The 21162-nt window shown below is 48.1% G+C and carries 17 protein-coding genes; all 17 read left to right on the plus strand.

Annotated elements, in window-relative coordinates; all coding sequences use genetic code 11:
- The first annotated feature begins 99 nt into the window (after nucleotides 1-99).
- Nucleotides 100-1500 (plus strand): 23S rRNA (uracil(1939)-C(5))-methyltransferase RlmD, encoded by a 1401-nt coding sequence (gene rlmD, locus VP472_RS04005; RefSeq protein ID WP_007408520.1) that lies wholly within the window; start codon nucleotides 100-102, stop codon nucleotides 1498-1500.
- A gap of 732 nt (nucleotides 1501-2232) precedes the next feature.
- Complete coding sequence (locus VP472_RS04010) at nucleotides 2233-2514, plus strand: YfzA family protein (RefSeq protein ID WP_094247152.1); 282 nt, start codon at nucleotides 2233-2235, stop codon at nucleotides 2512-2514.
- Nucleotides 2515-3392: 878 nt separating this feature from the next.
- Nucleotides 3393-4376, plus strand: coding sequence for a tRNA dihydrouridine synthase (locus VP472_RS04015; RefSeq protein ID WP_057080401.1), 984 nt, complete (start codon nucleotides 3393-3395; stop codon nucleotides 4374-4376).
- Nucleotides 4377-4533: 157 nt separating this feature from the next.
- On the plus strand, nucleotides 4534-5013 hold the full coding sequence (locus VP472_RS04020; protein ID WP_070081510.1) for a DUF6884 domain-containing protein: 480 nt from the start codon (nucleotides 4534-4536) through the stop codon (nucleotides 5011-5013).
- A gap of 274 nt (nucleotides 5014-5287) precedes the next feature.
- Nucleotides 5288-6289, plus strand: a complete 1002-nt coding sequence (gene acoA, locus VP472_RS04025; protein WP_025854017.1) for an acetoin:2,6-dichlorophenolindophenol oxidoreductase subunit alpha — start codon at nucleotides 5288-5290, stop codon at nucleotides 6287-6289.
- 1 nt (nucleotide 6290) lies between these two features.
- Nucleotides 6291-7319 carry an acetoin:2,6-dichlorophenolindophenol oxidoreductase subunit beta gene (acoB, locus tag VP472_RS04030; RefSeq protein ID WP_146276348.1) on the plus strand — a complete coding sequence of 343 codons (1029 nt, stop codon included), beginning with the start codon at nucleotides 6291-6293 and terminating at the stop codon, nucleotides 7317-7319.
- A gap of 14 nt (nucleotides 7320-7333) precedes the next feature.
- Nucleotides 7334-8527, plus strand: coding sequence for a dihydrolipoamide acetyltransferase family protein (locus VP472_RS04035; RefSeq protein ID WP_077721945.1), 1194 nt, complete (start codon nucleotides 7334-7336; stop codon nucleotides 8525-8527).
- Nucleotides 8528-8541: 14 nt separating this feature from the next.
- Nucleotides 8542-9921 carry a dihydrolipoyl dehydrogenase gene (gene lpdA / locus VP472_RS04040; RefSeq protein ID WP_146276350.1) on the plus strand — a complete coding sequence of 460 codons (1380 nt, stop codon included), beginning with the start codon at nucleotides 8542-8544 and terminating at the stop codon, nucleotides 9919-9921.
- A gap of 106 nt (nucleotides 9922-10027) precedes the next feature.
- Nucleotides 10028-11836 carry a sigma-54-dependent Fis family transcriptional regulator gene (locus VP472_RS04045; protein WP_102421919.1) on the plus strand — a complete coding sequence of 603 codons (1809 nt, stop codon included), beginning with the start codon at nucleotides 10028-10030 and terminating at the stop codon, nucleotides 11834-11836.
- Between the two features lie 65 nt (nucleotides 11837-11901).
- Nucleotides 11902-12084 (plus strand): H-type small acid-soluble spore protein, encoded by a 183-nt coding sequence (locus VP472_RS04050; protein WP_003155535.1) that lies wholly within the window; start codon nucleotides 11902-11904, stop codon nucleotides 12082-12084.
- A 170-nt stretch (nucleotides 12085-12254) separates the two neighbouring features.
- On the plus strand, nucleotides 12255-13604 hold the full coding sequence (gene glvA / locus VP472_RS04055; protein ID WP_146276352.1) for a maltose-6'-phosphate glucosidase: 1350 nt from the start codon (nucleotides 12255-12257) through the stop codon (nucleotides 13602-13604).
- A 68-nt stretch (nucleotides 13605-13672) separates the two neighbouring features.
- Complete coding sequence (locus tag VP472_RS04060) at nucleotides 13673-14434, plus strand: MurR/RpiR family transcriptional regulator (RefSeq protein ID WP_007408530.1); 762 nt, start codon at nucleotides 13673-13675, stop codon at nucleotides 14432-14434.
- A 16-nt stretch (nucleotides 14435-14450) separates the two neighbouring features.
- Nucleotides 14451-16037, plus strand: a complete 1587-nt coding sequence (locus VP472_RS04065) for an alpha-glucoside-specific PTS transporter subunit IIBC (protein ID WP_146276354.1) — start codon at nucleotides 14451-14453, stop codon at nucleotides 16035-16037.
- Nucleotides 16038-16174: 137 nt separating this feature from the next.
- Entirely contained in the window at nucleotides 16175-17908 is a 1734-nt protein-coding gene (locus tag VP472_RS04070; RefSeq protein ID WP_025650245.1) for an ABC transporter ATP-binding protein, read from the plus strand.
- Entirely contained in the window at nucleotides 17889-19703 is a 1815-nt protein-coding gene (locus VP472_RS04075; protein ID WP_146276356.1) for an ABC transporter ATP-binding protein, read from the plus strand. Before VP472_RS04070 ends, VP472_RS04075 begins: the two co-directional genes overlap by 20 nt.
- 166 nt (nucleotides 19704-19869) lie before the next feature.
- Nucleotides 19870-20274 (plus strand): DoxX family oxidoreductase CatD, encoded by a 405-nt coding sequence (locus VP472_RS04080; RefSeq protein WP_014304646.1) that lies wholly within the window; start codon nucleotides 19870-19872, stop codon nucleotides 20272-20274.
- A 16-nt stretch (nucleotides 20275-20290) separates the two neighbouring features.
- Nucleotides 20291-21148 (plus strand): catechol 2,3-dioxygenase, encoded by an 858-nt coding sequence (locus VP472_RS04085; RefSeq protein ID WP_070081514.1) that lies wholly within the window; start codon nucleotides 20291-20293, stop codon nucleotides 21146-21148.
- The last annotated feature ends 14 nt before the right edge of the window (nucleotides 21149-21162 follow it).

The raw sequence follows: 21162 nt of genomic DNA on the forward strand, positions 1-21162 counted from the left end.
AGGAACCGCCGGCTGCATGTTATACTGAAAAGATGTGATATTTCAAATCAGCCGTTTTCCCAGGAGAAAGGCTTTATATAGAAACGGAGAGAAAAAAACGTGAATCAACATCAAAAAAAGGCGCCTGCCGAATTGAAAATCGGGCAGACATTTCCGCTGACCATCAAACGTCTCGGCATTAACGGAGAGGGCGTCGGCTATTTTAAGAAAAAAGTTGTCTTCGTTCCCGGCGCTCTGCCCGGGGAAGAAGTCGTTGCCGAAGCGACAAATGTGCAGCCGAAATTTTCAGAAGCACGCGTCAAAAAAATCCGCAAGCCGTCTGAACACCGCGTCACGCCGCCATGCCCGGTCTACGACCAGTGCGGCGGCTGTCAGCTTCAGCATCTGGCATACACCCAGCAGCTTCGCGAAAAACGCGACATCGTCATTCAGTCTCTGGAACGTCATACGAGATTCAATGTCGAAGAAATGAACATTAAAGATACGATCGGAATGGACAACCCTTGGAATTACCGGAACAAAAGCCAGTTCCAAGTCGGACGCTCGCAAAGCGGCAGCATCATTGCCGGCTTATACGGACTTGATTCCCATAAAATCGTCCCGATTAAGGAATGCATTGTCCAGCATCCGGCGACAAACAAAACAACGGGTATCGTCCGCCGTATTTTGGAAAAACACAACGTATCCGTTTATAACGAACGGACCAAAAAAGGCGATGTCCGCACCATCGTGACGAGAGTCGGTTTTGAAACAGGCGAAGTGCAGGTCGTGCTTGTCACTGCGAAAGAGACACTGCCGAATAAAGATGAGATCGTCAAAGCCATTCAGAACCGGCTGCCGGAAGTGAAATCGATTATTCAAAACGTCAATGGCGCGCGCACATCCGTCATTTTCGGTGACAAAACAAAAGCGCTGGCCGGAAGCCATGCCATTCAAGAAGTGCTCGGTGACGTGTCATTTGAACTGAGCGCCCGCGCTTTCTTCCAGCTCAACCCTGAGCAGACGGTCAAGCTGTATGACGAAGTGAAACAAGCGGCTCAGCTGACAGGAAAAGAAAAAGTCGTAGACGCGTATTGCGGCGTCGGTACGATCGGCATGTGGGTTTCAAGCGGCGCAAAAGAGATCCGCGGCATGGACGTCATTAAAGAATCAATTGATGACGCGAAGAAAAACGCCAAAAAACACGGCATCAAAAACGCGGCATATGTCACAGGAACAGCCGAACACTGGCTCCCGAAATGGACGAAAGAAGGCTTCCGTCCTGACGTGGTCATCGTCGACCCGCCGAGAACGGGCTGTGACAGAACATTTTTAGATACCATCAAAAAAGTAAAACCGAAACGCTTCGTCTACGTATCCTGCAATCCTTCCACACTGGCGAAAGACTTGCAGACGCTGTCGAAGGACTATCGCGTCGAATATATTCAGCCTGTGGATATGTTTCCGCAGACGGCTCATGTGGAAGCCGTGGCGAAGCTTGTGTTGAAATCGTCTAACTAAAATAAACAATTCGTAATCAGACCTGGATTCGGTATAAACATTTCCGATTTCCGGGTTTTTTTTATGCGGAGCCTTTGCCCTGGCTGTCTTTTCTAAACTTTATGTTTCTTCTTTTCTCGGAGATCTTTATTTAAACTGACGAAAAGAGTGAAAAACGTGTGGAAAAGCGAGTGAAAAACAGCCAATTTTGACCTCGTTTGTATAATGACGCTGTGGTGTATTATGACATTATTGGGATAATATAAATAATTTGATATCATTGGTTTGAGATGAAGTTGTAACATTATTCAACTGTAAAGTATTTATCATGCCAAAGTAAGTAGGTCTTTAATAAAAGATAAACAGGAGGTGAAACCGAATGAGAGATATTGGAATTTCAACAACTGAATGAAGGTTCTGAAGTAGAAGCTGTAAAAGGCAAGGGTGCTTACTTACACTAATCACCAGCGGCAGTTGGCACATCGATAAAAGATCAAACACACTAAAAAAGCATGTTTGGTCGTTATACATAATATGAAAGCCTAAACAGGAAAAGGACCCCAATTATTTCTCTTGTTCCAAAAAAAGGAATAAATATGAGGCGGAACCGCAAGAGATAACAACTCTTACAGTAATACCTGCGATGGTTATATTCTTAATAAGTAATTATTGCGACAATCATGCTTCATCATATAATGATGTTAGATTGACACTAGGCTAAAAAGTATTGCAGAAAAGGAAATGGATAATGAAATGGGTAAAGTATATAAAAGAAGTTGGTTTCACACGTTGTTGGCATTTTTAATATCACAGCTTTATTTTAATTTTGTAGAATTAACGGGATGGGGTCCGAACTATAGAGAAATGAATGGATTCCCAGCAAACATAGTTGAACTGGATTTCTTTCAAACATATCTTTCATTCTATGATAATCCATGGTTTAATATTGTCACTGTTTTCTTGGGGGTTTTCACTGTTATACAAATCATTACAGGTATAACAAAGAATATTCGAAATGAAAGCAATAACTTCTGACGCCTTATTTAATGATGAAAGAAAATGAACACTTTCTTATTAATCTTATGAATGAAGACTGCGGCACTTAGTCAGCAGTCTATTTTATTGGTTTTGGATCAGGATTACCGGATCGTAACCTTATACAAATATATATAGGTGATTGTATAAAGATATTAACATATGGGCTTTGAAAGCCGATCGACCCTTAGAACATATACTGTATAGAGCCAGAAGCCACTTGCTGCGTTGGTTATTTCTAAACCATGAGCAAATCCCAAAAGATCCAGATTGAAGTTTTTGAATTCTGTTAAGTTCGAGTTTATTTTCTCTTCCCATCCTCTTTACTTCATGTGATTCACAATCGGCAAGTTAAGGCTTTTTCTTTTTACATTCTCTTCAGTACTCAGATATACCCCCCCAGCCCCATTTGCTTAATCAACTTATTTCTTGAAATTTGTTTTATGGTAATAGGGAGAACTCATATGATATTCTATTTAGGTTGGACTCCTTTTTATCCAAAAAGAGCAAAAGTAAGGCCGCTAAGAAAGATGAAGGTCAGCGCTAATCTTAATAAACCACCATATAAATAAAAATTAGGTGTAGATAATCATCACACTTTTTTCTCTCTCAAACCCTTTTAAAGGTTAAGGAGTTGACTGATTTGATCAGAAATGAACGGTATGGGGTTAACTATAGCGGTAGTCTATTACGTTAACTCAATTAATGTGTTCTACTCCAGTTTGCTTTTTCACGTATAAAAAGTGAAATGTTCAAAATTTACTATCGTTTGATAAGAAGTGCTGACACATGCTATAAGTGTAAAAGAAGCATGGTCAGTTTTTAATTTTGGGATAAAGGTTTGGCTGTATCCCATCATGAAAGGATTTGGATTTGTTATGACAGATAATTTCTGGCGTGAATTACCGCGGCCATTTTTTGTACTGGCACCAATGGAAGATGTGACGGATGTCGTTTTTCGCCATGTTGTGAGTGAAGCAGGCAGACCTGATGTGTTTTTCACAGAGTTTACAAACTCAGAAAGCTATTGTCACCCGGATGGGAAGGATAGTGTACGCGGCCGTTTGACTTTCACGGAGGATGAACAGCCGATGGTTGCCCACATATGGGGAGATAAGCCTGAAAACTTTCGCCAAATGAGTATTGGGATGGCGGAATTAGGGTTTAAGGGCCTGGATATCAATATGGGCTGTCCTGTCCCTAATGTGGCGGGGAATGGAAAGGGAAGCGGCCTGATTTGCCGTCCTGAAGTTGCGGCAGAATTAATACAGGCGGCGAAAGCAGGAGGTCTGCCGGTAAGTGTGAAGACGAGACTTGGCTACACGGATGTTGACGAATGGCGCGGCTGGCTGACACACATACTGAAACAAGACATTGCGAATCTTTCCATTCATCTGCGTACAAGAGCGGAAATGAGTAAAGTAGATGCGCATTGGGAGTTGATCCCGGAAATTAAGAAACTTCGTGACGAGATTGCGCCAGATACCCTTTTGACGATCAATGGGGATATTCCTGACCGGGAGACCGGCTTGAAACTCGCTGAACAATACGGTGTTGACGGGATTATGATTGGACGAGGCATTTTTACTAATCCGTTCGCCTTTGAAAAGGAGCCGAGAGAGCATAGCAGTAAGGAATTGCTTGATCTTTTGAGATTGCATCTGGATCTCCATGATGAGTATTCAAAAGAAGAAGCTAGAGCATATAAACCGCTCCCTCGCTTTTTCAAGATATATCTCCGCGGGTTCCGGGGAGCAAGTGAATTAAGAAATCAATGCATGAATACAAAGTCAACAGATGAAGTGCGTGCATTGCTCGATGACTTTGAGAGAAAGTATCTTGATGGGATGGAGCAAGAGTGACATAAACAACTCTTCATCCGGCCCGGAGTTCGGTTTGAATTCCGGGTCTTTTTGTGTGCAGCTTTTACCCAGACAGATCCATGGCCGGTTTCGTCATGCAGAAATAAACGAATAATGGTACATTGATAGGACATACATCATAAAGGGGGAGAGAAAAATGAAACGACTGTGCATCATCCCCTGCGGCAAGAAAAAAATTTGGGATGTCCATTCAGATACAGGGCCGGTAAGGGCGGAAGACGCTTATCTCAGCCCGTTTCATCAGGCATGCGAGCGATATGCGAAAGCATTTTTCGATGAGTGGGTGATTTTGTCGGCGAAGCACGGATTCCTTCGTCCGGATGATACTGTTCCCGGAAATTACGATGTCACTTTTGGAACCGGTCACCCGGAGATCATGGCAGCGGACGAGCTGCGCCGTCAATTTCATGAAAAAGGCTTTTCCGACGTCGAAGAGCTTGTCATGCTTGGCGGGAAAAAATACCGAAGCGTTCTAAATGCCGTCATCGGAGAGCATCAGCATATCACCTGGCCTCTGTCATCGTATAAAGGCATTGGCTACATGCTTCAAGCGCTGAATCAGGCTGTTGAAGAAAAGGATGAACTGCAGCACGTGGATATGAAAAAAAGAGTGTAACCACTCAAACGCCGCGATAGACTGTATGCGGAAGAATGAAGCAATAAAAGATTTCCGAGGAAATAAATACGTCGATCATTGTCAAAGACAGGGTGATGCCCGGTCTTTTTTTATGCCATAAAACGAGACAAAGGGAACAGATCGAGACAAAATGAGACACCTGTCTCAAACTGTCTCCATTGTAAAAATAAAAACATTCATTTTACGGGCTTCAAAGGCTGGCATGCTTCTTGCATTTATAAGTGTGAACCCTAAATAGAAGGAGGCGCACAAAATGGAATTGTTAAAACGAGAAGGCTTGTCATTAACTGAGGAAAAAGCGCTGTGGATGTACCAAAAGATGCTGGAAATCAGGGGCTTTGAAGACAAAGTGCATGAACTGTTCGCGCAAGGAGTGCTTCCCGGATTCGTCCATTTGTATGCCGGTGAAGAAGCGGTAGCAGCAGGGGTGTGCGCTCATTTACATGATGGCGACAGCATTACAAGCACACACAGGGGACATGGCCATTGTATCGCCAAAGGCTGTGATCTGGACGGCATGATGGCGGAAATATTCGGAAAAGCGACCGGACTGTGTAAAGGCAAAGGCGGTTCTATGCACATTGCGGATCTTGATAAAGGCATGTTAGGCGCAAATGGAATCGTCGGGGGCGGATTCACGCTCGCATGCGGATCAGCGCTCACGGCTAAATATAAACAAACTAAAAATGTAAGCGTTTGCTTCTTTGGGGACGGAGCCAATAACCAAGGCACCTTCCATGAAGGGCTGAACTTAGCGGCAGTATGGAACCTTCCTGTCGTGTTCATCGCCGAAAACAACGGCTACGGCGAAGCCACGACATTTGAGTACGCGTCAGCCTGTGATTCAATCGCCGATCGGGCGGCTGCCTACAACATGCCTGGGGTCACGGTGGACGGAAAAGATATTTTAGCAGTTTATCAGGCAGCCGGGGAAGCGATAGAAAGAGCAAGAAACGGCGGAGGCCCGTCTTTGATTGAATGTATGACTTACCGAAACTACGGCCATTTCGAAGGCGATGCCCAAACTTATAAAACAAAGGATGAAAAGACTGAGCATCTTGAAGAAAAGGATGCTATCCAAGGCTTTAAAAACTATCTTCTAAAAGAAACAGATGCAAATAAATTGTCAGACATCGAACAGCGAGTCAGCGAATCGATTGAAAAAGCCGTCTCGTTCAGCGAAAAGAGTCCGTATCCGAAAGAGTCAGAGCTGTTGACAGACGTCTACGTGTCATATGAAAAAGGGGGAATGTGAGATGGCGAGAGTCATAAGCATGTCGGACGCGATCAATGAAGCAATGAAGCTTGCGATGAGAAGAGATGAAAATGTGCTTTTAATCGGTGAGGATGTCGCCGGGGGAGCGGCGGTCGATCATTTGCAAGATGATGAGGCATGGGGCGGTGTACTCGGGGTCACAAAGGGGCTCGTACAGGAATTCGGGCGCAGCCGAGTGCTGGATACACCGATTTCTGAGGCGGGCTACATGGGTGCGGCCATGGCTGCGGCATCCACGGGGCTGAGACCGATTGCCGAGCTGATGTTTAATGATTTTATCGGAACGTGCTTTGACCAAGTGATCAACCAAGGGGCGAAATTCCGCTATATGTTCGGCGGTAAAGCGCAAGTGCCGATCACCGTCCGCACCACATACGGAGCCGGGTTCCGGGCAGCCGCTCAGCATTCGCAGGCGCTGTATGGCCTGTTCACCAGCATCCCGGGTCTGAAGACGGTTGTGCCGTCCAATCCGTATGACGCCAAAGGTTTGCTGCTGGCGGCAATAGAAGACAATGATCCGGTATTCTTTTTTGAAGACAAAACGTCCTACAGCATGAAGGGCGAGGTGCCGGAAGATTATTATACAATTCCGCTCGGAAAAGCGGATATCAAACGCGAAGGCAGCGACATCACGCTGTTTGCGGTCGGCAAGCAGGTTAATACCGCGCTTGAGGCGGCTGCACAGCTTTCTGAGAAAGGCATCGACGCCGAGGTGCTTGACCCCCGGAGTCTGTCTCCTTTAGATGAGGAAGCGATTTTCACATCGCTAGAAAAAACAAATCGGCTGATCATCATTGACGAAGCCAATCCGCGCTGCAGCATCGCCACGGATATTGCTGCGATTGTCGCCGATAAGGGCTTTGATTTGCTTGATGCGCCGATTAAGCGGATTACAGCGCCGCATACACCGGTGCCGTTTTCGCCGGTGCTTGAAGATCAATATTTGCCGACACCAGACCAAATTGTCAGCGTCACGCTTGAATTGCTTGGCGAGCCGGCAATGAATTAAAGGAGGGATATAGAATGGCTGTAAAAGTAGTAATGCCGAAGCTGGGAATGGCGATGAAGAAAGGTGAAGTATCCGTCTGGAATAAAAAAGTCGGCGACCCGGTTGAAAAGGGAGAGAGCATCGCCAGCATCAACTCGGAAAAAATAGAAATGGAAATAGAAGCGCCTGAAAGCGGCACGCTTCTTCACATTAAAGTCAAAGAGGGAGAAGGAGTCCCCCCGGGAACGCCCATCTGTTATATCGGGGAAAACGGCGAAGAAGTGCGGGAGAAGGAGGCGCCGGCTCCTGAAAATGCAGGGAAACCGCAATCTGAACCTGAACATATTCCCGCTCCCAAAGCCGGGCAAAAGCGTAAACACCGCGTGAAAATATCTCCCGTTGCCCGAAAAATGGCGGAGAAAGCCGGGTTGAAAGTTGATACGCTGAACGGGACGGGGCCCGGAGGCAGAATCGTAAAAGCTGACGTCATCAAGGCCATGAAGACAGAAGCTGAACCGCAGTCTTCGGTTCAGACGGCACAGCCGGAGGGAAAACCGGCTTCAGCGATGAGAAAAGTGATTGCAGACCGAATGCACAAAAGCCTGCAAAACAGCGCCCAGCTGACGCTGACGATGAAAGCGGACATTACGGAGCTTGTGAAATGGCAAAAGCAGCTCGCCGACAGTGCGAAAAAGCGGAGCGGTGTTAAACTGACGGTCACACATTTCGTATCCCGGGCCGCGGTGCTTGCGCTGAAACAGCATCCTGAGCTGAACAGCTCTTATCAAGAGGAGCGGATCATCACCTATCCATATGTCCACCTCGGGATGGCGGTTTCTCTTGAAAACGGTCTCGTCGTGCCGGTGATCCGGGATGCGGAAAAGCTTTCATTTCTTGAGCTTGCGGATCACATCAGCACATCGGCACGCCGGGCGCGGGAAGGCAATGCTTCCGGAGATGACCTGCACGGATCGACATTTTCTATTACAAATCTCGGGGGTTACGGAATTGAGCATTTCACCCCGATTCTTAATCCGCCTGAAGCCGGTATTCTCGGAGTGGGCGCAAGCTATGAAACGCCGGCGTTTAAAGGAGATGAGCTTGTCAAAAGCACCATGCTGCCGCTGAGCCTTACCTTTGATCACAGAGTATGTGACGGCGCCCCGGCTGCGGACTTCCTGAAAACGGTCAAAGCGCTGCTTGAAGAGCCTGCCGGTTTGATTTTATAGAGAGAGGTGAAAAAATGAAACTAGCCATTATCGGCGGCGGGCCGGCCGGATATGCAGCTGCCGTGACTGCCGCGCGGAGGGGAGCAGAAGTCGTTCTGATCGACAAAGGGCCGCTCGGAGGCACTTGTCTCAATGAGGGGTGCATCCCGACAAAGTCGCTTTTGGAAAGTGCGAATGTGCTCGATAAAATCAGGCACGCAAATACATTCGGCATCGAACTGCCGCAAAACATTACACTCAATTGGAACCGCATGCAGGGGCGCAAACGGCAAATCGTCAGCCAGCTCGTGCAGGGAATTCAATACTTAATGAAAGCAAATCAGATTAAAGTCATCAGCGGGACAGCCTCATTTCTCACAGAGCAGACATTGCTTGTTGAAGAAGAAGGAGGCGCAAAAGACATTCTGGAAGCGGACCGGATATTGATTGCATCCGGATCTGAATCGGCGGAGCTGCCGTTTGCCCCATTTGACGGTGATTGGGTGATCGACAGCAAAGATGCGCTTTCTTTACAGAAAATCCCTTCGTCTCTGCTCATTGTCGGGGGAGGTGTGATCGGCTGCGAATTTGCCTCTTTATTCAGCCGGTTTAAAACGAAAGTGACGGTGATTGAATCGGCTGACCGGCTGCTCCCGGCAGAAGACGGGGAAATTGCCGCCGCTTTCGAAGACTCTTTAAGAGACAGCGGGGCTGATATTCAGACAAAAGCCGCCCTTCAGCGGATTGACAAAGAAAGGAAAACCGCCGTGTGGACAAAAGACGGAAAAGAAATTGAAGCTCAGGCTGATCACATTTTGGTTGCAATCGGCAGAAAGCCGCGTTTGCAAGGCCTGAATCTGGAGCAGGCCGGCATCCGGTATTCTCCGCGCGGGATTGAAGTCAATGACCATATGCAGACCAATGTGCCTCATATATATGCGTGCGGCGATGCGGCCGGAGGAATGCAGCTCGCGCATGCCGCCATTCATGAAGGAATCACAGCCGCCGCGCATGCCTCGGGAAAGGACAGCAAAGTCAATATGCGGGCGGTGCCCCGCTGTATTTATACATCGCCGGAAATGGCAGCTGTCGGGCTGACGGAAACACAGGCGAGAGAGACATACGGAGATGTGAAAATCGGAGAATGCTCATTTTCTGCTAACGGAAAAGCGTTAATTAAGCATCAGCACGGCGGCAAAATGAAAATCATTGCCGAACCGGAATTCGGAGAAATCGTCGGAGTGTCAATGATCGGGCCGGACGTGACGGAATTGATCGGTCAGGCGGTCATGATGATGAACGGTGAAATGACGGCGGATATGTCGGAGCACTTTATCGCGGCGCATCCGACTCTGTCAGAAACGCTTCAGGAAGCCCTGCTGAATGTCACCGGACTTGCGGTGCATTCCGTATAACCGGAATACCCTTTCTCAGATGAGAAGGGGTATTTTTCGTTGAAAGCGCTTTACTTTTCCCCTACAATATATGAAAAGATGGTCTGAACAGGGGGGAGCGAATACAATGAATGTCATTCGGAATGATTTTAAAACCTGGAAGCGTTTTGTGAAAGAAGGCGTGCTCGATGAATCCCGTATTCAGAAGCGGGTGGCCGCCTCATGGCACCGCTGCAAAAAAGCCGACGTCAACCCTTATCTAGAAAAGGGACCGAATGTAATGCCGGCAGATCATTTAGAAAGGCAGGCCGAAAAGCATGCGTTATTTTTAGCAGCCTCAACGCCGCACGCAGAAAGAATGAAAACGGCGATGCGGGAAATGGAAATGATGGTTCTTCTGATTGATTCTGACGGCGTTGTCCATTCAGTTGACGGCCACCCGCGCACCATTCATGAAGCGAACCGCATCAATTTCTTAAAAGGCGCCCGCTGGACGGAAACGGCCGTCGGCACGAATGCGATCGGGACAGCTCTTTATACAAATGAACCGGTCATGATACACGGCTCTGAACATTATTCGCTCGCTTCTCATCAATGGAGCTGTTCCGCCGCGCCCATCCGTTATGAAGACGGGCGGCTGGCGGGTGTCATTGATATTTCCTGCCCCGCCGCCCGCGCTCAGCCTTTTATGCTCGGAATTGCCTCCTCCATCGCTTATACGGCGGAACGCGAGCTTGCCCTAAAGATCAAAATGACAGAACTTGACATGATCAGCAAATTCGCCGGGCTTACCCGGTCTCACGATCCGATCGTGCTTTGCAATGAAATGAGCCGGGTTATCGCCGCAAGCCGTCCCGTTCAGCATTTTACCGGACATATGCTGCGCGAGCTTGAGGAACAGGGCTATCACATCAAGCAGACGAAGCGGGAGGAGAACGGCTTCACATGCATTTACTTATCCAAACGGGAAGAAAAGCCGTCGTTTATATTTCATGGTGCGGCAGGCAAAAGCCCGTCATCCCGACATATGCTTCAGCAGCTGGAGCTTGTCGCCCGAACGGACGCAACCGTTTGTCTTACGGGAGAAACCGGGACGGGAAAGGAGATTGCCGCCCGGGCGATTCACAACAACAGCTCCAGGAAAAACGGCCCGTTTATCGCTGTCAACTGCGGAGCGGTTCCTGAAAAGCTGATTGAAAGCGAACTGTTCGGCTACTCGGAAGGCGCCTTCACCGGGGCCAAACGGAAAGGACATAACGGCGCTTTGCAAAAAGCCGATAAAGGCACGCTTTTCCTCGATGAAATCGGAGAAATATCACACTCCATGCAGGTCGCTCTGTTACGGGTGCTGCAGGAACGGAAAGTCACCCCGGTCGGCGGGACAAAAGAGATTCCCGTTGACATCAGAATCATCACTGCCACCCACACTGATCTGAGACAGCTTGTCGAATGCAAAAAGCTGAGAGAAGATTTATTTTACCGGCTTCACGTCTGTCCGATCCACCTCCCTCCATTAAGAGAACGCACCGAAGACATTCCCGGCCTCTTCCTTGAATTTCAGCGAAATCGCGGCTGGCGGGGGGAGCTTCCTGATGATTTTTTAGACCTATTAAAGAGCCGGAAATGGCCGGGGAACATCAGGGAATTGTTTAATGTATTTGAACGTCTTTCCGTCATGTTCCCGGACGGACGGCTGTCAGGGCGCCCCATCGCAGCCCTGCTTGAAGCGTCAGGTCTTAAAGAGGCGGCCGAGTCTTATGAACAGGAAGAAGCGTCCCCTGTCTCCATCCGGGAGCACATTCAGAAAAACATCATCGTAAACGCGCTTGAATCAGCGAAGGGGAATGTTACACAGGCCGCCAAAATGGCCGGAATCCCGCGGAGCACGTTTTACAAACGCCTCAAAAAATTCAAACTCACCGCCGGACAATTGTAAGAAACAAGCATACTTCTCTTGGCTGCCGGACACGTTATGTGTGAGGCCTAAAGGAGGTTTGAGACGTGAATACACAGCGTGCGAAAGACATTTCGGAATCCGCCGCCATGGCGTATGTGACGTATGAAGGAGTTCCGATTTATATTCAGCATGTCAACGAAGACAAGGAAACAGCCAGGATTTTTCCGATCGGAAATCCACAATTTGAGCAGGAAGTGCTGCTTTCTGATTTACAAGAGCATTTTTGAGAAGGGGTCTGCTGATGACAGCAGGCCTTTTTTGTACCTGTGGGAACTTTCCCGATTTTTGAGAAAAATAACTAAAAATGATCAAATGATCTAACTCCTCCAAACCCGGTACAGATCGGACCTTCTCATGATATAAATAAAATGTAAACGTTATCAGAGGAGGGCTTCACATGACAGACAAATCATTCTCAATCGTTATTGCAGGCGGCGGCAGCACATTTACCCCCGGAATTGTATTAATGCTTTTGAATCACCTGGAAGAGTTTCCGATCAGAAAGCTGAAACTTTATGACAATGATAAAGAAAGGCAGGAGCGGATTGCGGGTGCGTGTGAGGTATTCATAAAAGAAAAAGCGCCGGACATTGAATTTTTGGCGACTGATGACCCAGAGACGGCTTTTACGGATGTTGACTTCGTCATGGCGCATATCCGCGTCGGAAAATATGCGATGCGCGCGCTCGATGAACAAATCCCGCTGAAGTACGGCGTGGTCGGCCAGGAAACATGCGGGCCGGGCGGAATCGCATACGGCATGCGCTCTATCGGCGGTGTTCTTGAGATTCTTGATTATATGGAAACGTACTCGCCTGACGCATGGATGCTGAATTACTCCAATCCGGCGGCGATTGTGGCCGAAGCTACACGGCGCCTCAGACCGAATTCAAAAATATTGAACATCTGTGACATGCCGGTCGGAATTGAGGATCGCATGGCGAACATCCTCGGATTCTCTTCACGAAAAGAAATGAACGTCCGTTACTACGGCTTGAACCACTTTGGCTGGTGGACGTCCATCACAGACCGGCATGGCAATGATTTAATGCCGAAGCTGAAAGAGCATGTCCGTGAATACGGCTACGTTCCGAAGACGGAGGCCGAAGAGACTGAAGCAAGCTGGAATGACACCTTCAAAAAAGCGCGCGACGTACAGGCGGCTGATCCGGATACGCTTCCGAACACATATCTGCAATATTACTTATTCCCGGATGATATGGTGAAAAAATCAAATCCGAACCATACGAGAGCCAACGAAGTCATGGAAGGGCGGGAAGCTTTCATTTTCAGCCAATGCGATATGATTACGCGCGAACAATCATCGGAGAACAGTGAAATTAAAATTGATGATCATGCTTCCTATATCGTCGATCTTGCCCGGGCCATCGCTTACAACACAGGGGAGAGAATGCTGTTAATCGTTGAAAATAACGGCGCGATCGCAAACTTTGATCCGTCAGCCATGGTTGAGATTCCTTGTCTCGTAGGTTCAAACGGACCGGAACCGCTCTCAGTCGGGAACATACCGCAATTTCAAAAAGGCCTGATGGAACAGCAGGTGTCTGTCGAAAAACTGACGGCTGAAGCGTGGGAAGAGCGGTCATTTCAAAAGCTGTGGCAGGCGCTGATCCTGTCAAAAACAGTGCCGAATGCCCGTGTGGCAAGACTGATTCTTGAAGATCTGATGGAGGCTAATAAGGACTACTGGCCTGAGCTTGATGTAAGCCCGTCTCCTATTTCCTGATGACAATCTTCCCCGTTTTCTTTATCTGTTATTCTATATAATAGAAAGAAAACGGGGGGATTTTTGGGATGAGTCTTGAAGAACTGGTTAATCAGCATTACGCGAAATTAAATGACAACGATTTTTATATTTTAAAATATATATTGAATCATAAGCATACGTGCTACCATCTCGGTATCAATGACATGGCGAAAGCCTGCAATGTCTCTCGGTCTTCCATCCTGCGGCTCGCCCAAAAACTGGGCTTCAGCGGCTATAGTGAATTCCGTGTTTTTCTGAAATGGGAGGATCAGCCTGAAGAGGGCGAGAATATGACGTTTGAAAAGCTGCTGGATGATATTGAAGCCAATGTAAAATACGTGAAGTCAAAAGATATGACGGAGATGTGCCGGCTGATAGATGAAGCAAAACGGATTTTCGTTTACGGATCGGGGACGGCTCAGAGGGTGTGCGCCCGTGAGCTGCAGCGGATGTTTGTATCCCGGCGGAAGTATCTGATTTTAATTCAGGACATCACAGAGTTTGATATCATGTGTGATGATTTTAAGGTTGATGACGTATTCATCATTATTTCTTTATCAGGCGAAACACCCGAATTAATTCCGCAGGTAAGGACCCTGTCCGCAAAGGGAGTTCCGTTTATTTCAATCACCAATCTGAAAAACAACGTCCTGGCGCAAACGACGCCGTATAATCTTTATGCGACCAGCAAGCCGGTGACGTTAAGCGATAAAACGGAAATCGTCGCATTTGCCCCGTTTTTTCTGGTGGGCGAAGCGTTATTCCGTGCATATGTTGATTATAAAGAGCTCGAAAATTTTGATAAATAGCGGGAGGTCACGTGAAATGATGCAAAAAGTCCAGCGCTTCGGCAGCGCGATGTTTGTGCCTGTTTTATTATTTGCATTTTCCGGTATTATTGTCGGTCTGAGCACGCTGTTTAAAAATAAAACGCTGATGGGGCCGCTGGCTGATCCTGACGGGCTTTGGTATCAATGCTGGTACGTCATTGAACAGGGCGGCTGGACCGTCTTTAATCAGATGCCGCTCCTGTTTGCGATCGGCATCCCTGTCGCCTTAGCGAAAAAAGCGCAGGCGCGGGCTTGTTTGGAAGCGCTTACAGTTTATCTGACATTCAATTACTTTATCAATGCGATTCTAACGGTTTGGGGCGGGGCTTTTCATGTCGATATGACTCAGGAAGCCGGCGGAACGAGCGGGCTGACGATGATCGCCGGCATCAAAACGCTTGATACGAATATTATCGGCGCCATCTTTATTTCATCTATTGTCGTGTATTTGCACAATCGTTATTTTGATAAAAAACTGCCGGATTTTCTGGGGATTTTTCAAGGCTCTTCATACATCGTTATCATTTCTTTCTTCATTATGATACCGATTTCACTTGCGGTGGCATACGTATGGCCGATGGTTCAGTCCGGAATCGGCTCGCTGCAAAGTTTTCTCGTTTCTTCCGGGGCGATCGGCGTGTGGATTTACACATTCCTGGAGCGGATTTTAATTCCGACCGGCCTGCATCATTTTATTTACTCGCCGTTTATTTACGGTCCGGCTGTGGCTGAAGGCGGTATCGTCACCTATTGGGCCCAGCATCTCGGGGAATACTCTCAAAGCGTCAAACCGCTGAAAGAATTGTTCCCGCAGGGGGGCTTTGCGCTTCACGGCAACTCGAAAATCTTCGGCATTCCGGGAATCGCGCTCGCTTTTTACGCCACGGCTTCAAAGGAAAAGAAAAAAATCGTCGCCGGCCTTTTGATCCCGGTCACCTTGACGTCCATTGTCGCAGGGATTACAGAGCCGATTGAATTTACATTCCTTTTTATCTCGCCGTTTTTATTTGCGGTTCATGCTTTGCTTGCCGCTTCCATGGCAACCGTCATGTATATGGCCGGCGTCGTCGGAAATATGGGAGGCGGTTTGATCGAAGCTGCGACCTTGAACTGGATCCCGCTGGCGTCAAGCCACGGCTTGACGTATGTATACCAGATCATCATCGGGCTGTGTTTTACCGCTGTTTACTTTTTCGTCTTCCGTTTCCTCATTCTCAAATTCAACATCGCCACACCGGGCAGAGAAAAAGAGAAAGGGCAGGAAACAAAGCTCTATTCGAAAAAGGAGTACAGAGAACGGAAGCAGGCTTCAAAAGAAACAGCCGCGGCAGACGAAACACAGCGGGATACAGCCGCTTTGTATATTGAAGCGCTGGGCGGAAAGGACAATATTACGGAGGTCACCAATTGCGCCACCCGTCTACGCGTCACTGTCGCTGATGAATCAAAGGTCAAAAGTGACGCCGATTTCAGAGAGCTGGGAGCCCACGGCGTCGTCAGAAAAGGCAGGGCGCTTCAGGTCATTGTCGGATTAGGCGTTCCGCAAATGCGGGAGCGCATTGAACAGCAATTGGATCAATAAGGTCAAAACCTTCCCCTCCCCGGGAAGGTTTTATCTTTTTCGCTGATTATTGAAAAAACGGCACACCAAATTTCTTTATTCATTTGCCGGAAAGGCATAAAATAATAATATTGAACAAAGGATTTGGAGGCTTACACATGTCAAAGGCTTTATCATATGTAAAACCGTATTCCCTTTTGGCGGGAATCGCTCTGTTTTTCATGCTCATCGAGCTTGCGGTAGAGCTGATACAGCCCCTGCTGATCGGGAAAATCATTGACGAAGGAATTTTAAAGCAGGATCTCGGTACGGTTTGGCTGTGGGGCGGTGTGATGATCGGACTGACCGCTGTTTCATTCGCATCGGGAATTTTAAATTCATTCTACTCCGCCCACATCAGCCAGAGCTATGCGTATGATACGCGAAAAGGGCTTTTTCAAAAAATTCAATCCTTCTCTTATTCGACGTTTGCGCAATTCTCATCCACATCGTTTATCACCCGGCTGACAAACGATGTGACGCAGGTCCAGAATATGCTTTTCATGAGTCTCCGGTTTATGCTCAGGGCGCCGTTAATGATCGCGGGCGGCATTATTCTCTCGCTGACCGTCAATGCGAAACTCGGTTTTTTTCTGCTGATCACGGTGCCGATTTTGCTTTTGTTTTTGCTGTGGGTGCTGAAAAGAGGCGGCGCGCTGTTTCGGTCCGTGCAAAAGCGGCTTGATCAGGTCAACACGATCATGCAGGAAAACCTGACGGCGATCAAACTGATTAAAGCGCTCCTCCGTGCAAACCACGAAGTGAAACGTTTTTTGAAATCGAATACGAAGCTGATGGAAAAAACGGTCTCCGCTTTTCGTCTCGTGGAAGCGGCGATGCCGATTTTAATGCTGCTGATGAACAGCTGCATTTTGTTTATCTTATGGTTCGGCGCCAAAAGCATTGCTCAGGGCGGAGCGCAGGTCGGCGATGTCGTTTCCGTCATTAACTATGCGACGCGGATTACAGGTGCGCTGTCCGTCCTGCCATTTCTCATTATGGTATTTTCCCGGGCGAAGGCTTCCGGGGAAAGAATCGGCGAGGTGCTGGAAACAGAAGGCGGCGAGGGAACGGGGCACGACCCGGCACGGGCGCTAGCAGGCGGGATTGAGTTTCGCGAAGTGTCCTTCCGCTATCCGGACATGGAAAAAGACGCGCTGCATCACGTGTCCTTTTCAGCCAGCCCGAGAGAAACGGTTGCCATTATGGGCGCGACAGGTTCAGGGAAATCAACGCTTTTTCAGCTGATTCCGCGCCTGTACACGGCTGATTCGGGCAGTATTTTCATAGACGGCAAACCGATCGGTGAATTCTCCGCTTGCGGGCTGCGCAGGGAAATCGGCTATGTGCCGCAGGAAGTGCTTCTGTTTTCGGGCACAATCCGTGAAAATATCGCCTGGGGACGGGAGGATGCTTCACTAGATGAAGTAATGGAAGCGGCCAAAGACGCGCAAATCCATGACACGATTATGAAACTGTCAAACGGATACGACACGGTGCTGGGACAGCGGGGCGTCAATTTGTCAGGCGGGCAGAAGCAGCGGATTTCCATCGCGCGCGCTTTTATCAGAAAGCCGTCCCTCCTGCTGTTAGATGACAGTACGAGCGCGCTCGATCTTCAGACGGAAGCAAAGCTTTTACAAGCGATCAGATCCTATAAATGCACGACACTGCTTATTACGCAAAAAATAACAACCGCGATGAAGGCTGACACCATCTTATTGTTTGAAGACGGCGAACTGCTGGCAAAAGGCACGCACAAAGAGCTGATGGCACAGTCTCATCTGTACCGGCAGATTTATGAATCACAATTCGGAAAGGAGGGAGCTGACAGTGGAGAAAGACATTCGTAAACCTTTCCGATATCCGAAAATACCGCTCAAATCGAATGAAGGCAGAAAACGCGCGAAAGCAAAAGATACAAAAGGCACGCTGCGCAGAATCTGGTCGTATGTAGCCGAGAAAAAAGGGCTTTTAACCCTTGTGATCATCATGGTAGTCATAAGCGCCATATTCGGCCTGCTCGGACCGTTCGTCATCGGGAAAGCAATTGATCATTTTATCGTCGTACGGACGACGGACGGATTGGCGGGGGTGCTGTTCTTGCTGTTTGGGATTTACCTCGTGCAATCATTGTCCTTATGGTTTCAAAACTATTGGATGATCAATATTTCGCAAAGCACCGTGTTTAAAATGCGGAGCGAACTGTTCACCCATCTGCATGAGCTGCCGATACCGTTTTTTGATAAACAGCGCCTCGGCGACTTGATGAGCCGGGTTACCAATGATATCGAAAATGTCAGCTCCACTTTAAATACATCCGTCATTCAAGTGCTGTCGAGCGTCATTACATTCGTCGGCACAATCGCCGTCATGCTGTACATGAGTCCGCTTTTAACATTGATCACGCTTTTGATTATTCCGATCATGCTTTTGAGCATTAAATGGATCACCAATCGGACGGGACTCCTGTTTAAGCAGCAGCAGAAAAACCTCGGCGAGCTGAACGGTTTTATTGAAGAGTCGATATCAGGAGCGAAGGTCATTAAAGCCTATTCGAGGGAAGACCGCGTCATGGAGCAATTTTTAGAAAAAAACGCGGCGTTACAATCATCAGGGTTTTGGGCGCAGACAATTTCGGGATTCATTCCGAAAGTCATGAACTCTTTAAACAATTTAAGCTTTACGATTATAGCGGCGGTCGGCGGGCTGTTTGCGCTGAAGGGGTGGATTTCGATCGGTTCCATCGTCGTATTCGCAGAATACTCGCGGCAGTTCACGCGCCCTTTAAATGATTTAGCCAATCAGTTCAATACGATGTTATCGGCCATCGCCGGGGCTGAACGGGTGTTTGACGTGCTGGATGAAAAAGAGGAGCGGGAAGATGAAGAGCATGCGACGCACCAGCCGATCAAAACGGGAGAGATTGAATTCCGAGATGTCTCCTTCGGCTATCAGGAAGACAGCCTGATCTTAAAACATCTGTCCTTCAGCGTTCCGAAAGGACAGTCAATCGCCTTCGTCGGACCGACCGGAGCGGGTAAAACGACCGTTACGAGCCTGATCGCCCGCTTTTACGAGCCGAATAACGGGAAAATCCTCATCGACGGAACGGACATCAAAAAACTGACGAGATCCAGTCTGAGAAAAAACATGGGGTTTGTCCTGCAGGATTCCTTTCTCTTTCAGGGCACCATCAGGGAAAATATCCGTTACGGCCGTCTGGATGCATCTGACCAAGAGGTGGAGGCAGCCGCAAAAGCCGCCAATGCCCACGGATTCATCGAACGGCTCCCGAAAGGCTACGATACCGTCCTTACCCAAAACGGCGCGGGCATCAGCCAAGGACAAAAACAGCTTATTTCCATCGCGAGAGCTGTGCTGGCGGACCCTGTGCTGCTCATTTTGGATGAAGCGACGAGCAACATTGATACGGTGACGGAAGTGAAAATACAAGAAGCGCTCGGCCGTTTAATGGCGGGCAGAACAAGCGTCATCATCGCTCACAGGCTGAACACGATTCAAAAAGCCGATCAGATTCTTGTGCTGAAAGACGGCGAAATGGCTGAAAAAGGAACCCATGCCGAACTGCTCAGCCAGAACGGGTTTTACCGGGAATTATATGAAAGCCAGTTCCGGGAATCATAGATAGGGAAAAAGACCTCCGACAGAGTGCGGAGGTCTTTTTTTGCGAAGACAAATAGTACTTTTAAGTTATTTTCGTTAAATGTAACAAAATTACTTGACGTAAATAAGTTATGTATATATACTAGCTTACATAAAGTAAGTGATAATAATTTTCAAGGAGGATTTTATGAATAAATCATTCGAAACAGGAACACTGCTTTTAAGGGTTGTAACAGGTATTATCTTTTTTGTTCACGGTTTATCCAAGTTTCAAGGGTTGGAAGGAACTACGCAATTTTTCCAGAGCATCGGGCTTCCGGCCTTTATGGTCTATGTCATCGCAACGATTGAGCTTGTCGGCGGGGTTCTGATCTTTTTCGGTTTGGCGACGCGCATAATCGGCGTTCTGTTTGCCCTCACATTAGTCGGCGCCATCTTCACGGCGAAGCTTTCCTCACCATTTATGGGCGGATCGGAATTTGATTTCATCTTACTGGTTGCGTCAATTCACTTAGCGCTTTCAGGAAGCCGACTGCTTTCATTGGATCAGCTCCTTTTCAAATCAAAAAAGGGAGAAACTTTTTCAGCATAAGAAAGAAGGCGTTCAAATGACCGGCATTCATCAAGATACGGCAATCGGTTATGTCAAATTGACCATTAAAAATATGGAACGGTCGCTCGGCTTTTACCAAAATGTGATCGGCCTTCAAGTCATCTCGCAAACCGATCGTTCCGCAGAACTGTCAGCAGACGGAAAACGCGTCCTGCTGGTGCTTGAAGAAAATCCAAGCGCCGTCGTTCTGCCGGAGCGGTCTGTCACCGGCCTTTACCATTTCGCGATACTTCTGCCTGACCGGAAAGAACTCGGCATCGCATTGGCCAGGCTGATTGAAAACGGCATCGCGCTCGGGCAGGGGGATCACGCGGTCAGTGAGGCTCTTTACCTGTCTGATCCGGACGGCAACGGCATTGAAATATACGCCGATCGTCCCCGCAGCACGTGGCGCCGGGATGCAGAGGGCAATTATGTCATGCAAACGGCGCCCGTCGATGTGGACGGGCTTTTGGAAGAAGCCGGAGCTGAACGGAAAAGCCGTCTCCCGGAAGGAACCGTAATCGGTCACATCCATCTTCATGTGACGGATTTACAGGAAGCCAAAGCGTTTTACACCGATATCCTCGGTTTTGACATTGTCGGCAATTACGCGGGCATGTCCGCTCTGTTTGTTTCGGCGGGAGGGTATCACCATCACATCGGTCTGAATATATGGGCCGGAAAACATGCGCCGCCGAAACCGGGAAATGCAAGCGGGCTGGATTATTACACCATCGCGCTGCCGCATCAAAAAGAGCTGTCACGTGTGACAAAAGCGCTGACCGATGCCGGCTTTGAGATCGAAGAAAAAGAAGAGGGCGTATTCGTCAAAGACCCTGTATCAGGGGCGGATATCGCATTTACACTGTAAGAAACAACCCTTGC

The organism is Bacillus sp. MT(2024) (genome assembly GCF_036362845.1).
In the GTDB taxonomy this organism is placed as follows: Bacteria; Bacillota; Bacilli; order Bacillales; family Bacillaceae; genus Bacillus; species Bacillus velezensis.

Coding starts and splice junctions, on each gene's coding strand:
- VP472_RS04010 (WP_094247152.1), top strand. CDS start 2,233: ATGGGTAAAGTATATAAAAGAAGTTGGTTTCACACGTTGTTGGCATTT.
- VP472_RS04015 (WP_057080401.1), top strand. CDS start 3,393: ATGACAGATAATTTCTGGCGTGAATTACCGCGGCCATTTTTTGTACTG.
- VP472_RS04020 (WP_070081510.1), top strand. CDS start 4,534: ATGAAACGACTGTGCATCATCCCCTGCGGCAAGAAAAAAATTTGGGAT.
- acoA (WP_025854017.1), top strand. CDS start 5,288: ATGGAATTGTTAAAACGAGAAGGCTTGTCATTAACTGAGGAAAAAGCG.
- acoB (WP_146276348.1), top strand. CDS start 6,291: ATGGCGAGAGTCATAAGCATGTCGGACGCGATCAATGAAGCAATGAAG.
- VP472_RS04035 (WP_077721945.1), top strand. CDS start 7,334: ATGGCTGTAAAAGTAGTAATGCCGAAGCTGGGAATGGCGATGAAGAAA.
- lpdA (WP_146276350.1), top strand. CDS start 8,542: ATGAAACTAGCCATTATCGGCGGCGGGCCGGCCGGATATGCAGCTGCC.
- VP472_RS04045 (WP_102421919.1), top strand. CDS start 10,028: ATGAATGTCATTCGGAATGATTTTAAAACCTGGAAGCGTTTTGTGAAA.
- glvA (WP_146276352.1), top strand. CDS start 12,255: ATGACAGACAAATCATTCTCAATCGTTATTGCAGGCGGCGGCAGCACA.
- VP472_RS04060 (WP_007408530.1), top strand. CDS start 13,673: ATGAGTCTTGAAGAACTGGTTAATCAGCATTACGCGAAATTAAATGAC.
- VP472_RS04065 (WP_146276354.1), top strand. CDS start 14,451: ATGATGCAAAAAGTCCAGCGCTTCGGCAGCGCGATGTTTGTGCCTGTT.
- VP472_RS04070 (WP_025650245.1), top strand. CDS start 16,175: ATGTCAAAGGCTTTATCATATGTAAAACCGTATTCCCTTTTGGCGGGA.
- VP472_RS04080 (WP_014304646.1), top strand. CDS start 19,870: ATGAATAAATCATTCGAAACAGGAACACTGCTTTTAAGGGTTGTAACA.
- VP472_RS04085 (WP_070081514.1), top strand. CDS start 20,291: ATGACCGGCATTCATCAAGATACGGCAATCGGTTATGTCAAATTGACC.